The following is a 14,163-nucleotide window of genomic DNA, read 5'->3' as shown; positions in this document are numbered from 1 at the left end:
TCAGCCCTTGCTGGCATACTTGGTCACAGTGACACATCCTGACGAATCCCGCCCCGACCCCAGCACCGAAAGCGCAGCCGACGTACTGCGCTTCGCGCGCGCCTGCCGCGCCCATGAAAGCCATTTTGACGAACTCCGTGGCGCTATCAATTCAGGAGCTACCGACGCACATTTGACGAGCGTGTGGCGGCAATTCTTTAACAATATGGAGGGCAGCAGCGAGGCTGCACTCGACCAGCATATTGCCAGCCTTCAGCGACAGATCCGTGACAACGGCGTCACCTACAACGTGTATGCCGACGCCGAAGGCCCCCAACGCCCCTGGTCGCTAGACTTGTTTCCGCTGATCGTTGATGCACCGGATTGGGCCCATATCGAGGCAGGCGTGCAACAGCGCATGCAACTGCTGGAAGCAGTCATGGCCGATGTCTACGGCCCGCAGCAGCTCTTGCAGCAGGGTCTTTTGCCGCCCGCTCTGGTGCACGGCCACCCCGGCTACTTGCGTCCCATGGCCGGCGTGCAGCCGGTGGGCGGGGTACACCTGCATGTGGCAGCCTTTGATCTCGCCCGCGGGCCGGACGGCAATTGGTGGGTAGTGAGCCAGCGGTGCCAGGCACCGAGCGGGCTTGGCTACTTACTGGAAAACCGGCTTGCCGTGTCCCGGCAGTTCCCGCAGGCGTTTCAGGCGCTCAAGGTACAGCGCTTGGCCAGCACTTACCGCGCCCTGATGGACAGCCTGAAAAACGCCAGCCCCGCTGGTGCCCAGGCCCATATCGCCCTGCTGACACCCGGCCCTTACAACGAAACCTATTTTGAGCACGCTTACCTGGCCCGCTACCTCGGCCTGAGTCTGGTCGAAGGCAGCGACCTCCTGGTGCGCGATGAGCGCCTTTACCTCAAGACCCTGCGTGGCCTGGTGCCGGTACACGGCCTGCTCAAGCGGGTGGACGACCAGTACCTCGACCCGCTGGAGCTGCGGCCCGACTCCACCCTGGGTGTGCCGGGCCTGTTGCAAGCGATACGCGCCGGCAACGTGCTGGTGGCCAACACCCCCGGTTCTGCGTTTTTAGAGTCGCCCGCGCTGCTGGGCTTTCTGCCGGCCATCGCCCAAGCCTTGCTGGGTGAGCGCTTGAGTCTCCCGGCCTTGCCTACCTGGTGGTGCGGCGAGCGCAGCGCCATGGAAGCCGCCCTGCCCTTGCTCGGCGAGCGCACCATCAAGCCGACCTACCCCGGCTCCAGCATCCACCCCAGCTTTGACGCGATGCTGGGCCACACCTTGCAGCAAAGCGCATTGGACCGCTTGGCCGGCCGCATCGTGCGCCAAAGCGAAGAGCATACGGTGCAGGCTTATATGCCCCTGTCGCAAATGCCGACTTGGCGTAACCCTGCCGACGGTAAAGGTGGATCAGCAGGCATGGAGGCTCGCTCCGTCATGCTTCGGGTGTTCGCCGTGTCTGCCGGCCGCAACGCCCAAGGCCAACCGGCCTGGCAGGTACTGCCCGGCGGCCTGGCCCGGGTGGCGGGCACGAGCACGGACATTGCCTCGATGCAACGCGGCGGCAGCAGCGCCGACGTCTGGGCGCTCACCCGTGGCGAGGTCGACACCACCACGCTGCTGCCCACCACCCTCACCCCTGCCGTGTTGGCCCAGCGCAAGCGTTTGGTCACCAGCCGCGCTGCAGAAAACCTGTATTGGTTGGGTCGCTATACCGAGCGGGCTGACAACACCATCCGCCTGGCCCGCCTGGCGCTGGAATACCTCGGCGGCGAAGAGCAGTCCAGCACGCCTTTGCTGCAATGGCTCACGCAGCTGGCGCAAATCAACACGCTGGTCCTCCCCGGGGTGCCGTCTGCGGTGCAAGCGCGGCGCGTTTTTGAGCGCTCCATCATCGCCAGCCTGGCCTCGCCCGATGGCGCGACCGGCGTGGGCTACAACATGCGCGCTTTGAAGATGGCAGCCGCCACGGTGCGCGAACGCTTGTCCCAGGAGCACTGGGCCACCATCGTACGGGCCGAGGAAGAGGTTTTCCAGCGTTGCGCCCAATTGGCCGCGCAAGGCGACTACGCACCCAACCAGGCCCTGCGGATTCTCAAAGACGCCAGTGACCACTTGGCCGCCATCACCGGCGCCCAAACCGACCGCATGACCCGGGACGATGGCTGGCGCCTGCTGAGCATCGGCCGGCATGTGGAACGGCTGAATTTTCTGGCCACTGCCCTGGACCAGTCACTGGAGACCGGCGCCGTCGACACTGATGGTGGGTTTGAGGCCTTGCTCGGCTTATTTGACAGCACCATCACGTTTCATGCCCAGTACCAGCAGAGCCGCGATGTAGCGGCGCTCATCGACCTGCTGGTGCTGGACCGCGACAACCCGCGCTCACTGGCGTGGGTCGCTCACACGCTGCGGGGCCGCCTGGCCAAACTCGCCCAGAGCCCCGCCCATGAACTCAGCGAAATGAGCTTGCAAGTGCCATCGCCTGACCGCTGGGACTTGGCCACTCTGTGTGAAAGCCCGGCCGATGGGCCGGTGATGGGCCCGCTGCGGAGGCTCCTCAAGTCCCTATGCCAAGCCGCTTACACGGTTTCTGAGGACATCAGCACCACCTATTTCACCCACTCGGGCGAAACCAAACAAAGCGTGGGTACCTGATGCTGCTGCAAGTCACCCACGAAACCCGCTACGACTACCAGCCCGCCGTCGAGACGGCGCAGCATGTGGCCTATCTGGAGCCGCGCGCCCATGGCAGCCAGCATGTGCTGAGCCACAGCCTGATCATCAACCCGCAGCCGGCCCAGCAGCGCAGCGCAGCGGATGTGTTCGGTAACCAGCGCTGTTTTTTCTCACTGCAGATACCCCATAGCGTCTTGCAGGTGCGGGCTTGCAGTCTGGTGTCTACCCGCGAGCACATCAGCCCGGAGAGCAGTTTGCCCTGGGAGACCCTGCGGGACCGGCTGCGCTTTCAGGCCGGTGCGGCTTACGAGGCTGCTGCAGAGTTTGTATTTGCCAGCCCGTTTGTGCCGCGGCAGCTGGAGTTCTCGGGCTATGCGCGCCCGAGCTTTGTCGCCGGCAGCAGCCTGATCGCAGTAGCCTGCGACCTGATGGAGCGGATCCATACCGACTTCACCTACGAGTCCCACAGCACCCAGATCAACACCCCGGCACTGCAAGCCCTAGAGCAGCGCAAAGGCGTCTGCCAGGACTTTGCCCACATCATGCTGGCCTGCTGGCGCAGCATGGGGCTGCCTGCCCGCTATGTCAGCGGCTATCTGTTGACCCAGCCTGCGCCCGGACAAGTCAAGCTCATCGGGAGCGACGCGTCCCACGCTTGGGTGAGCATCTATGTGCCGGACCTCCCTGAGGGTGAGCGCTGGGTGGATTTCGACCCGACCAACAACCGCTGGGGCTGGCACGCCCCCGGGGTCGACTATGTCACCGTGGCAACCGGGCGGGATTTTGGCGATGTGTCGCCGCTGCGGGGCGTCATCCATGGCGGGTCACGGCACACGCTGACGGTGGGTGTCACCGTCGAAGAGATCCGCACTGACCGCCCACCAGCTGCGGCCCCTGCGCATAATGAGGCGCCGCAGATCCAAACCCAAACGCAAGGCCCTGCGGCGGGCATGTCTCAATCGCAGTCGCAGTCGTAATAAACAAAGCGACTGCCATCCGGTGGAGACGTTTTGCCCGCTACGGAATTGCTATACTTTTGATAGCTATAGGCGCGCATTCTCTGAGCGCCAGATGCACTTTTTACTTGTAAACCTGAGAGATTTCCCATGAGCATTTACGACAAACTCGCCGCACTCCAGATCACCTTGCCACCTGTTGCCATTCCGGCAGCAGCCTACGTGCCGTTTGTGCAAACCGGCAAGCTCGTGTTCCTGAGCGGCCACATCGCCAAAAAAGACGGCAAGCCCTGGGTCGGCCAGTTGGGCAAAGACACCACCACCGAGCAAGGCAAAGCGGCAGCGCGTGCGATCGCGATCGACCTGATGGGTACCCTGCACGCTGCGGTGGGCGACCTGAACAAGGTCAAACGCATTGTCAAGGTCATGTCTTTGGTGAACTCCACCGGCGATTTCACCGAGCAACACTTGGTGACCAACGGCGCGAGCGAGCTCTTGGGTGAAGTCTTCGGCCCCGAAGTCGGCGCACATGCCCGCAGCGCCTTCGGTGTCGCCCAGATCCCGATGGGTGCGTGCGTGGAAATCGAGCTGATTGCCGAAATCGCCTGATTGGCCATCCCGGTGAACCCATAAAAAAACGCTGCCTCGGCAGCGTTTTTTTGGTCCCTAGCGCAGCCTCAAGTGATGCGCATGACCCGGCAATTGCGGAGCCAGCGGGCGATTGCTGCCAGCATACGCATCTACCTTGAACACGGCTACCGCCTGTGCTAACTGCGCCGCCTGGTCGCGCAGGCTCTCGGCAGCGGCGGCGCTTTCTTCGACCAATGCTGCGTTTTGCTGGGTCATCTGGTCGAGGTTCGAAATGGCGTGATTCACGTCTGCAATACCGCTGCTCTGCTCGCTCGAGGCGGCTGTGATCTCGCCAATCACATCCACCACCCGGCGCACGCTTTGCACAATCTCTTGCATCGTGGCACCGGCTGTCGTCACCAGCTGGGTGCCGTGCTCTACCTTGTCGACCGAGGTGCCGATCAAGGTTTTGATTTCTTTAGCGGCCTCAGCGCTGCGCCCGGCAAGCGAGCGCACTTCGGAGGCCACCACCGCAAAGCCTCGCCCTTGCTCGCCGGCCCGGGCCGCCTCGACCGCAGCATTCAGGGCAAGGATGTTGGTCTGAAAGGCGATCCCATCAATCACGCTGATGATGTCTGCAATTTTTTTGCTGCTGGCATCGATCTCTTGCATGGTCTGCACCACTTGGGTCACGACGTCGCCGCCGCGCTGCGCGACACTGGAGGCGTTGGCCGCCAGGGTACCGGCCTGCCGGGCGTTGTCGGAGCTCATGCGCACGGCTTGGGTCAAGCTGTCCATGCTGGACGCGGTAGACGCCAGATTGCTCGAGGTTTCTTCGGTGCGGTGGGCCAAATCGTTATTGCCCGTGGCAATTTCGCTGCTGGCAGTGGCGATACTGTCAGTGCTATGGCGCACCTGGGCCACCATGAGCGACAAGGCCCGGTTCATCGCAGCCAGAGAGCGCATCAGGTCGCCGAACTCATCCGCCCTTGACTCGTCGACCGCAGAGCTCAAATCGCCTTCCGCAATACGGGCTGCCAAGGCATTGGCCTGTGACAAGGGTTGCTTGATCGAGCGGATCAAGAACCCCGCCCCGAGCAAAATCCCAACGATCAGCACCACCAGCCCACCGGCAGACATGACGATCAGTTTGCGGCCTTCGGACTCAAAGTTCTCACGCAGGCCTTCGCTGGCTGCGTCTTGCATGGCTACAAATTCGGCATGGCCTTGCTGCAGCGCCATGACCGCAGGGCGGTATTGGGTCTCCACAAACGTTGGCATTTCCGCCGGTTTGGTGACCTTGAGCAAGGCCGTCTGGCTGGTCAAATCCTGTAACGTCTTGCGCAACGACGCTATTTTGGCGAGCTGTTGCCGGTCTTTTTCGCTGAGGTCACTGGCTTCAATGGTCTTTTGCAGCTCTTCAATGCGGCTGTTGCTCGCGCTGATTTCATCTTTGAAGGCTTTGGCGACACCCGGGTCGGTGGACACCACCACCGCGTACGCGCGGGTGGCATTGACATCTTCCAGCGCCGCCAGCTGGTTGGCGTGCTTGATTTGGGTGACCATGGTGGCATTCACCGCGCCATAGGCCTCGCGCGACTTGCGCGACTGCAAAGCGGTAAAGGCAATGATGAGCGCCAACGAAACGACCATGACGGCCATGGCCGACCACAGCTTGGTGGCCAGCCGCATCCGGTTGAACTGCATTCCAATCTCCTTTAATTATTCTGTAATTTAACCACGGGGTAACCGGTTACAGAATGGAGAAAAGACGGGGATTTACCCTGCCAGCCGCCAGATTCCTTGATCACTCACCGCGGCCAGCTGCGTGGCTGATACAAGGTCCGGCGCGATTTCGGCCAAGGGCATCAACACGAAGGCGCGCTCTGTCATGCGCGGGTGAGGCACCGTCAATACCGACCCGGCCATGCGGGCACTGCCGTAAAGCAGCACATCAAGGTCTAGGGTACGAGGGGCATTGCGGTACGGGCGCTCACGGCCGGCCTGGTTCTCTTGCGCCTGCAGGGCCGAAAGCAGCGCGGGCGCGGTCAAACGCGTGCGCACGCAGGCCACCGCATTCACATAATCAGGCCCACTGGAATCCACCGGCGTGCTGCCATACAGGCCGGACGCCCGAATCACCTCTGTGTGGGGCAGTTCTGCCAATCGACCCAAGGCCTGCCGCAAGGCCGCCATGGGATCACCCAAATTGGCGCCAAGGCCAATATAGGCCTCGACAGGCTCGCGCTGCATGGCCGGGTTTATTCGGCCGCAGGTCCGGCACTGCCGGCGCCACGGCTGGCATTGCTGCGACGACGACGCTTGCGCTTGCGCGGCGCATCACCACCAGTGTCAGCGGCTCCTTGCTGCGCATCTTCTGCGAGGCCGCTGGGCGCTGCATCAGCGGCGCGGGGTTCACGGGGCTGCTTGGCAACGCGTGGACCTTTGGGGGCTTGCTTGCGTTGCTGCTGTTGCTCGGCGCGGACCTGGTCCACCATGTCCTGGCGCACATCGTCGCTGGCCATGCTGAATTCTTGCCACCAGTCGGCCAGCACCTCGTCCACCTCGCCTGCGTCCGCACGCAGGCGCATGAAGTCGAAAGCGGCACGGAACCGGGGTTGTTCGGCCATGCCAAAAGGCGTACTACCTACGCGCTTGTCAAAGCGGGGCTGCATCAACCAGATTTCCCGCATGTCGCCAGCCAACTTGCCACGGCCGGAGACATCCCCGATGCGGGCGTTGAACACATCTTCAATCGCATCCTGCAAGGCCGGGTGGCTGTGTTCGCCGCGGGCCAAGCGCTGGTCCCAGCCCTTGCGAACATCGTCCCACAGCACACAGGCCAACAAAAAGCTGGGCGCCACCGGCTTGCCTTCGCCGACGCGGCGGTCGGTGTCTTTCAGGGCGGCTTCCACAAAGCTCTGGCCCGCGCGCTCTACTACTACATCCAGCAGGGGGTAAATGCCGGTCGCCAAGCCCAGTTCTTTGAGTTGCGCGATGGAGGCCAACGCGTGCCCGGTTTGCAGCAGCTTGAGCATTTCGTCAAACAGGCGGCTTTGGGGCACGTCGTGCAACAGTTTCTGGCTCTTGACCAAGGGGCCGGCGGTCTTGGGCTCGAGCTTGAAACCCAGGGGGCTGAGCTTGGCCGCAAAGCGCACCGCACGGATGATGCGGACCGGGTCTTCGCGATACCGGGTGGCCGCATCGCCGATCATGCGCAAGGTGCGGCTCTTGGAGTCCTTCAGGCCGTTGTGGTAGTCCACGACGATCTGGGTTTCAGGGTCGTAGTACATCGCGTTGATGGTGAAGTCGCGGCGCACCGCGTCTTCTTCCTGCGGGCCCCAGACGTTGTCGCGCAGCACCCGGCCGGTGCTGTCCACGGCATGCTTCAAGTTGGCCAGCTCGCTCTTGCTGGTGCGCTCGTTGCCGGCGACTTGTTCGGCAGCGGCGTTGTCCAGATAGGCGCGGAAGGTCGATACCTCGATCACCTCATGCTCACGCCCGCGGCCATACACCACGTGCACGATGCGGAAACGCCGCCCGATGATGAACGCACGACGGAACAATCCTTTGACCTGCTCCGGTGTGGCGTTGGTTGCCACATCGAAGTCTTTGGGCCGCAAGCCGACCAGCAGGTCGCGCACCGCACCGCCCACCACATACGCCTCAAAACCCGCTTGCTGCAGGGTACGCACCACGTTGATGGCACGGTCGTCCACCAAGCTGGGGTCGATGCCGTGCACCGACACCGGGATTTCCATCCGTTTGCCGAAGTTGGGCTTGCCGCCCGGTGCAGCGGGGGATTTGCCCAGCAATTTATCGATAAATTTTTTGATCAAGTTCTTGTTCCTAACAGTCCTGCCCGCGGGTCAGGAGAAGAGCTCGAGTATGCGCCATCCACGCTGCTCGGCCAGTGCGCGCAAGCGCGGATCGGGGTTGGTGGCCACGGCCACATCGGCCTTTTCCATCAGCGGCACGTCGTTGATGGAGTCTGAATAGAAGGTGGTGTGGACGGTGTCCCAGCCCCAACCGCGGTCTGCCAGCCACTGGTTCACCCGCGTGACCTTGCCTTCGCGGAAAGACGGCACACCGGCAATCTCGCCCGTGTACCAACCGGTGCCGCCGGGGGCATCGTCTTTCACGAGATCGACTGCGATCAACTCTTCAACGCCAAACGCAGTGGCAATCGGCCGTGTGACGAAAGCGTTGGTGGCGGTGACGATGATGACTGTATCGCCAGCGGCCTGATGATCCTGCACCAGCTTCAAGGCTTGGGGTTGAATGGCTTTTTGGATGATAGCCCTCATGAAATCTGCGTGAGCAGCTATCGATTTGCTAGCGCCTTGGCGGATCACCGCTGCAGTGGCAAACCGGATGTACGCGTGGATATCCAGCGTTCCGGCCTTGTAATGCTCGTAGAACTCCTGGTTCTTTTGCTTGAAGAGTTCGGCATCGGTCCATCCCAAAGCGGTGGTGAACTCGCCCCAGGCGTAGTCAGAGTCCAGCGGAATCAGGGTGTGGTCCAGGTCAAACAGGGCAATCTTTTTCACGGTCATGTGTTTTCCAGCATGGATTTGATCAACGGAATGGTGATGGCGCGCTGGGTCTGCAAGGCGTAGCCATCCATCAGGTCGAGGAGCTCCATCAGGCTGCCGAGGTCGCGGCTGAAGCGGTTGAGCATGAAGTCCATCACCTCATCGCTCAAAAACACGCCCCGGGCATCTGCCGCTTGGCGCAAGACACTGCGTCGCTCGGACTCACTCAGCAGCTGCAAGCTAAAGATGTGCCCCCAACCCAGCCGGGTGCGCAAGTCGTCGCGCAACTTGAGATCGATGGGGGCAAACTCGCCCGCCGCCAGCACCGGTTTGTGGTGGGTATGGGCGTTAACGAACCAGTTAAACGCGGTGTGCTGCTGCTCGGCGGTGAACAGGTGCACGTCATCCAGCACCACCGCAGCCCAACGCTCATCGAAATCAGCAGGCTCGTCATTGGCGCCCAACCAGCCCACGCGCGCACCCTGCTCGCGCAACCCTTCGCGGGCAGCCTTGAGCAAGTGCGTTTTGCCACTGCCCTCCGGCCCCCAGATGTACGTGGGCACCGGCGAGCGGGTTAAAGAGTGGCTCTCGTCGCCAATCCACAACTCCAGGTGTCGGAGGGCGGCCTCATTGGGGCCGGCAAAGAAGTTGGCCACCGTAGGGCCAGTAGACAAACCGATATCCAACGCAATCTGTTTCATACGAAGGGGTCACCCCAGATACAAACGGCTGCCGAGGTAGCCCGAGCGCGCGCGGCGTATCGCCACCAGCAGCACCGCGCTGGCAGGCAAGGCCACCAGTACCCCCACAAAACCGAACAGCTGACCGAACGCCAGCAAGGCAAAAATCACAGCCAGAGGGTGCAGGCCGATGCGCTCGCCCACCAGGCGCGGCGTCAGCACAAAACTCTCAATCACCTGACCCAAGCCATAGACCACCGCAACCATCACCAAGGGGTAGCCGATACCATGCTCGCCCGAAAACTCCAGCAGGCCTGCGAACAAGGCCAGCACCAACCCGACCCCGAAACCCAGATAAGGCACAAAAATCGCCAACCCGGTAAACACCCCGATCGGCAAAGCCAAGTCCAAGCCGAACATGGCCAAGCCCAAGGTGTAGGCGAAGGCCAGAATCACCATCACCAACAACTGGCCACGCAGGTACTGCCCCAGCACCTCATCTGCCTCACGCAAGAAACTATCGGTCGGGGCCCGTAGGCGTGGCGGCACCAATTGCCGCAACTGCCCCATGAAACGGGCCCAGTCCATGAGCAGGTAAAACAAGGCCACGGGAATCAAAATGGCGTTACCAATCAGGGCAAACGCCACACTCCCGCCCAACTTGACCGAAGCCAGCACCGAGCCAAAGGCATCTTCCACGTTGGCGTTGAGGTACTTCATGACAAAGTTCTTGATGCTGCCCACATCCAGGTTGAGCTTGATGCCCCATTGGGCAAACAGTGGCTTCAGCGACTCGTTCAAACTGTCGAGCAGCACGGGAAACTGCTCCCGCAGCAGCGGCATTTCTTTGGCAAGAATCGGAACAATCAGCAACAGCACACTCAGCACCACAATCAAAAACAAGACCTCCACCAGCACCACCGCCACGACGCGGGGGATGCGGCCCAGGCCGATGTCATCGATCCAATTGACCACCGGCGTGAGCGCATAGGCCAGTACCGCCGCCACGGCAAATGGCGCCAACACAGGCGCCAACAGCCATAAAACGAGGACGGCAAATACTGCAATGGCGACCCATGCAGCGAAACTTTTTTGGGTGGGGGTGAGGGGCATGAGAGAAAGAGAAGGGGCAAACCCTTAAAATCTAGGCAAATTCTATCGGGGTCTGCCTCCGCTTCACCCCAAACGTTACCTCCCATGACCCAATCTTCTGCCTCCACTCCCCTTTCTTACAAAGACGCCGGTGTCGATATCGTTGCCGGTGACGCCTTGGTCGAACGCATCAAGCCCTTGGCCAAGAAAACCATGCGCGAAGGCGTGTTGGCCGGTATCGGCGGTTTCGGGGCCTTGTTTGAAGTGCCCAAGCGCTACAAAGAACCCGTGCTGGTGAGCGGCACCGATGGCGTGGGCACCAAGCTCAAGCTGGCCTTTGAGTGGAACATGCACGACACCGTGGGTATCGACCTGGTCGGCATGAGTGTGAACGACGTGCTGGTGCAAGGCGCCGAGCCCCTGTTCTTCCTGGACTACTTTGCCTGCGGCAAGCTGGATGTGGACACCGCCGCCGCGGTGGTCGGCGGTATTGCTAAAGGTTGCGAGTTGAGCGGCTGCGCCCTCATCGGTGGTGAAACCGCCGAAATGCCCGGCATGTACCCCGCTGGCGAATACGACTTGGCAGGTTTTTGTGTGGGTGCAGTAGAAAAATCCAAAATTTTGACCGGCGCTGACGTCAAGCCCGGCGACGTGGTGTTGGGCCTGGCATCTGCCGGTGTGCACTCGAACGGTTTCAGCCTGGTCCGCAAATGCATCGAGCGTGCAGAGGCTGCCGGCACTGTGCCCGCCACTTTGGACGGCAAACCTTTTAAACAAGCCATCATGGAACCCACCCGCCTGTACGTGAAAAACGTGTTGGCTGCGCTGGCAGCCCACCCGATCAAGGCTCTGGCCCACATCACCGGTGGCGGCTTGCTGGAAAACATTCCCCGCGTGTTGCCTGAAGGCACCGCAGCCCATTTGGTCAAGGGCAGCTGGCCGCAGACCGAGCTGTTTGCCTGGCTGCAACAGACCGCTGGCATTGACGACATCGAGATGAACCGCACCTTCAACAACGGCATCGGCATGGTCGTGGTGGTGGACGCTGCCAACGCAGAAGCCACAGCCGCTACCTTGCGCGCCAGCGGCGAAACCGTCTACACCGTGGGCACGATCGCCGCCCAAGGTGACGGTGCGCAAGTGGTGGTTCGCTAAGACTTATGCCCCACCCGCCGGGCAAGCGCTTGCCCGGCGTTTAGATACCGGTTTGGATACGCAGAATTTTGACCTGCTCCACAATCTGCTCGGTGTCCACCATATGGCTGGCATGCTCCAGGTAGAGCTCCAAGTCGGACAGAGCCTGCCGTGAGTTGCCTAGCTCGGCATGCACCAAACCGCGGTCGCGGTACTCGGGCCATGACTCCGGCAACAGCACCACCAAACGCTCCTGCACCGCCAACAAGCGCGGCCAGTCCTGCTGGGAGCGATAAATCTCTTTCAAGTTGCGCAGCATGCGCGCCAGAATTTCGCGGGGCGATGCGGCTTGCAGGTACAGCCCGAGGGGCGCTTCGAAATCATCCACCAAGCCGCTGCGGCGGCGAAATGGTTCCAACATTTCAGACAGCTCTTCTTTGCTGAGGGAGCGGCCCGACATCGGGTCAATGACCGCCTGGCCCATCGGCAGATTCACCTTGACCATGAAATGCCCGGGGAAACTGACCCCTTGGGCATCCAACTTCAAGCCTTGGGCCAACTCCATCCAGAGCACGGCCAGCGAAATCGGGATGCCGCGCCGCGTGCGCAGCAGTTGCGACACAAAACTGTTGTCCGGGTCGTAATAGTTATTGACGTTACCGGCGAAGCCAAGGTCTGTGAAGAAAAACTGGTTCAACACCCGCACCCGCTGCAGGGCGGATGCGTCGTCGGCGAGGCGACGTTGCAGACGGGCCACCAGCTGATCCACTTCGGCCATGCTGGATTGCAGATCGAGCTCCGGGTATTCGTCCTGCCCCAGGCTGAGTGCGGCTTCAAACAGCGCCAAGTCCTGGTCACTGCCGACCAAACTGGCGAAATACTCCAACGCGGAGGGGACTGTCAGATCCAACTTCATACTCATCCTCCCGGTTTAGCGCCTTAAGAAGTGGCGCACATTCAAACCCGCCGCCCACAAGGCTCCAAAATATACCGCGGCAGAGCCTGCCATCAAAAGGACCAGCCAACCGATGCGCAACCAGGGCTGGGCGCGCATGGCCACCCAATCCACCAGACCGGCGGCCCAGAGAAGGTAAACCACCAAGACCGCGGAAGATGCCACTACCTGAAGCAAAAAGCGCCCCCAGCCCGACGAAGGCTGAAAACTGCCGCGGCGCAGCAAGCCGATCAAGAGCCATGTGGCATTGATCAGGGCACCCAGGCTGATAGACAAAGACAGGCCCGCGTGTTGAAACATCGGCACCAACGCCAGGTTCATCAACTGAGTAGCAATCAACACCACCACCGCAATCTTGACCGGCGTTTTGATGTCCTGGCTGGCGTAATAGCCCGGGGCCAGCACTTTGATGGCAACGATTCCTACCAAACCCGCACCCCAGCCCATCAGAGCCCAGGTGGTTTGCTGCACGTCAAGCGACGTAAATGCACCGTAGTGGTACAGCACAGCTACCAGGGGTTTAGAGAACGTCAACAAGCCCACCGCACAGGGCACTGCCAGCAAGACCACAATGCGCAGCCCCCAATCCAGCAAGGCGGAGTAGCCGGCACCATCATCTCTGGCGCGCGCACCGGCCAGCTGCGGCATCAGCACCACCCCCAAGGCCACACCCAGCATGGCGGTGGGAAACTCCATCAAGCGGTCGGCATAGGTCAGCCAGCTCACGCTGCCGGTCGGCAAGTGCGAAGCGATCTGGGTGTTGATCAACAGCGATATCTGGGCCACGCTCACACCCAGCAAGGCCGGCAACATCAACTTGCCGATTCGCCGCGTCTCAGGGTCGGCGCAGGCTTCCCGCAAGATGGCCCACTGCAGGCTGAAGCGCGGCAACATGCCTAAACGGCTCAAGGCCGGAATTTGCACCAAGAGTTGCAGCAGCCCGCCGACCATCACCCCGACTGCCATCGCGTAAATCGGCTCAATACCCTGCCCTTTGAACCAAGGCACCAGCAACCAAGCGGCCCCGATCATGCTCAGGTTCAAGAGAACGGGCGTAGCAGCCGGCACCGCAAAGCGTTTCCAAGTATTTAATATGCCGGACGACAGGGCCACCATCGACATAAAGCCGATGTAAGGAAACATGAAGCGGGTCATGAACACGGCCGCCTCGTAGCCCGCCGGGTCTTTCTGCAAGCCACTCGCCATGGCCCAAACCAGCAGTGGCGAAGCGATCACCCCCACGACACAGGTTAGCACCAAGGCACAGGCCAGCAAGGTGGCCACCCGATCCACCAGCAGCTTGGTCGCCACGTCGCCATTTTTGGCTTTGCTGGCGGCCAAGACCGGCACAAAGGCCTGGCTGAAGGCGCCTTCGGCAAACAAACGGCGAAACAGATTAGGGATGCGGAAAGCGACGTTGAAAGCGTCGGTCATTGCGCTGGCGCCAAACGCAGCCGCCACCAAAAGCTCGCGGGCCAGGCCGGTGACCCGGGAGGCCAATGTCCACAGGGACACGGTAGATACAGATTTGATAAGACTCACAGGGCAAGTGTAGCGGCGCGCGCAG

General features: G+C 61.6%; 12 protein-coding genes. 4 read left to right on the top strand and 8 right to left on the bottom strand.

The genetic code is table 11. The features are described 5' to 3' along the window. Positions 1 to 7: 7 nt before the first annotated feature. The 3 genes from RAE21_RS03945 (at position 8) to RAE21_RS03935 (ending at position 4,239) form a co-directional block, all read left to right on the top strand. Positions 8 to 2,653 (top strand): circularly permuted type 2 ATP-grasp protein, encoded by a 2,646-nt coding sequence (locus tag RAE21_RS03945; protein WP_313880242.1) that lies wholly within the window; start codon positions 8 to 10, stop codon positions 2,651 to 2,653. Further along, entirely contained in the window at positions 2,653 to 3,651 is a 999-nt protein-coding gene (locus RAE21_RS03940; protein ID WP_313880241.1) for a transglutaminase family protein, read from the top strand. Before RAE21_RS03945 ends, RAE21_RS03940 begins: the two co-directional genes overlap by 1 nt. A 129-nt stretch (positions 3,652 to 3,780) precedes the next feature. Further along, positions 3,781 to 4,239 carry a RidA family protein gene (locus RAE21_RS03935; RefSeq protein WP_313880240.1) on the top strand — a complete coding sequence of 153 codons (459 nt, stop codon included), beginning with the start codon at positions 3,781 to 3,783 and terminating at the stop codon, positions 4,237 to 4,239. A gap of 57 nt (positions 4,240 to 4,296) precedes the next feature. Here the strand turns inward: RAE21_RS03935 and RAE21_RS03930 are convergent, their stop codons facing one another. From RAE21_RS03930 to RAE21_RS03905, 6 genes are all read right to left on the bottom strand, one after another. Next, positions 4,297 to 5,907 carry a methyl-accepting chemotaxis protein gene (locus RAE21_RS03930; protein WP_313880239.1) on the bottom strand — a complete coding sequence of 537 codons (1,611 nt, stop codon included), beginning with the start codon at positions 5,905 to 5,907 and terminating at the stop codon, positions 4,297 to 4,299. A 72-nt stretch (positions 5,908 to 5,979) separates the two neighbouring features. Next, positions 5,980 to 6,453: a 2-amino-4-hydroxy-6-hydroxymethyldihydropteridine diphosphokinase gene (folK, locus tag RAE21_RS03925; protein ID WP_313880238.1), complete on the bottom strand. Its 474-nt coding sequence runs from the start codon at positions 6,451 to 6,453 to the stop codon at positions 5,980 to 5,982. Between the two features lie 8 nt (positions 6,454 to 6,461). Then, the gene (gene pcnB / locus RAE21_RS03920; protein WP_313880237.1) at positions 6,462 to 8,039 is read right to left on the bottom strand and encodes a polynucleotide adenylyltransferase PcnB; all 1,578 of its coding nucleotides are present in this window, start codon (positions 8,037 to 8,039) and stop codon (positions 6,462 to 6,464) included. A 30-nt stretch (positions 8,040 to 8,069) separates the two neighbouring features. Further along, the gene (locus RAE21_RS03915; RefSeq protein WP_313880236.1) at positions 8,070 to 8,756 is read right to left on the bottom strand and encodes a histidinol-phosphatase; all 687 of its coding nucleotides are present in this window, start codon (positions 8,754 to 8,756) and stop codon (positions 8,070 to 8,072) included. Beyond that, positions 8,753 to 9,436 (bottom strand): DnaA regulatory inactivator Hda, encoded by a 684-nt coding sequence (gene hda, locus RAE21_RS03910; protein WP_313880235.1) that lies wholly within the window; start codon positions 9,434 to 9,436, stop codon positions 8,753 to 8,755. The genes RAE21_RS03915 and hda overlap by 4 nt, the downstream gene beginning before the upstream one ends. A 9-nt stretch (positions 9,437 to 9,445) precedes the next feature. After that, a complete protein-coding gene (locus tag RAE21_RS03905) occupies positions 9,446 to 10,528 on the bottom strand; it encodes an AI-2E family transporter (protein ID WP_313880234.1) in 1,083 nt (360 codons plus the stop codon). A gap of 84 nt (positions 10,529 to 10,612) precedes the next feature. On the opposite strand from RAE21_RS03905, the gene purM reads away from it, so the two are divergent. After that, complete coding sequence (gene purM / locus RAE21_RS03900; RefSeq protein ID WP_313873458.1) at positions 10,613 to 11,662, top strand: phosphoribosylformylglycinamidine cyclo-ligase; 1,050 nt, start codon at positions 10,613 to 10,615, stop codon at positions 11,660 to 11,662. Positions 11,663 to 11,702: 40 nt separating this feature from the next. Here purM and RAE21_RS03895 read toward each other — a convergent pair whose 3' ends face one another. Together RAE21_RS03895 and murJ are read right to left on the bottom strand one after the other, a co-directional pair. Next, complete coding sequence (locus RAE21_RS03895) at positions 11,703 to 12,557, bottom strand: SirB1 family protein (RefSeq protein WP_313880233.1); 855 nt, start codon at positions 12,555 to 12,557, stop codon at positions 11,703 to 11,705. Positions 12,558 to 12,572: 15 nt separating this feature from the next. Further along, positions 12,573 to 14,138 (bottom strand): murein biosynthesis integral membrane protein MurJ, encoded by a 1,566-nt coding sequence (gene murJ / locus RAE21_RS03890; RefSeq protein WP_313880232.1) that lies wholly within the window; start codon positions 14,136 to 14,138, stop codon positions 12,573 to 12,575. Between the last annotated feature and the right edge of the window lie 25 nt (positions 14,139 to 14,163).

The sequence above is a fragment of the Rhodoferax potami genome (genome assembly GCF_032193765.1).
Taxonomy (GTDB): domain Bacteria; phylum Pseudomonadota; class Gammaproteobacteria; order Burkholderiales; family Burkholderiaceae_C; genus Allorhodoferax; species Allorhodoferax potami.
The sequence above is the reverse complement of the archived record's forward strand: the minus strand, read 5'-3'. Positions and strand labels throughout refer to the sequence as shown.

Excerpts from the sequence above, each read along its gene's own strand:
- RAE21_RS03935 (WP_313880240.1), top strand. The coding sequence starts at position 3,781 with ATGAGCATTTACGACAAACTCGCCGCACTCCAGATCACCTTGCCACCT.
- RAE21_RS03895 (WP_313880233.1), bottom strand. The coding sequence starts at position 12,557 with ATGAAGTTGGATCTGACAGTCCCCTCCGCGTTGGAGTATTTCGCCAGT.
- RAE21_RS03915 (WP_313880236.1), bottom strand. The coding sequence starts at position 8,756 with ATGACCGTGAAAAAGATTGCCCTGTTTGACCTGGACCACACCCTGATT.
- folK (WP_313880238.1), bottom strand. The coding sequence starts at position 6,453 with ATGCAGCGCGAGCCTGTCGAGGCCTATATTGGCCTTGGCGCCAATTTG.
- purM (WP_313873458.1), top strand. The coding sequence starts at position 10,613 with ATGACCCAATCTTCTGCCTCCACTCCCCTTTCTTACAAAGACGCCGGT.
- RAE21_RS03940 (WP_313880241.1), top strand. The coding sequence starts at position 2,653 with ATGCTGCTGCAAGTCACCCACGAAACCCGCTACGACTACCAGCCCGCC.
- RAE21_RS03905 (WP_313880234.1), bottom strand. The coding sequence starts at position 10,528 with ATGCCCCTCACCCCCACCCAAAAAAGTTTCGCTGCATGGGTCGCCATT.
- RAE21_RS03930 (WP_313880239.1), bottom strand. The coding sequence starts at position 5,907 with ATGCAGTTCAACCGGATGCGGCTGGCCACCAAGCTGTGGTCGGCCATG.
- hda (WP_313880235.1), bottom strand. The coding sequence starts at position 9,436 with ATGAAACAGATTGCGTTGGATATCGGTTTGTCTACTGGCCCTACGGTG.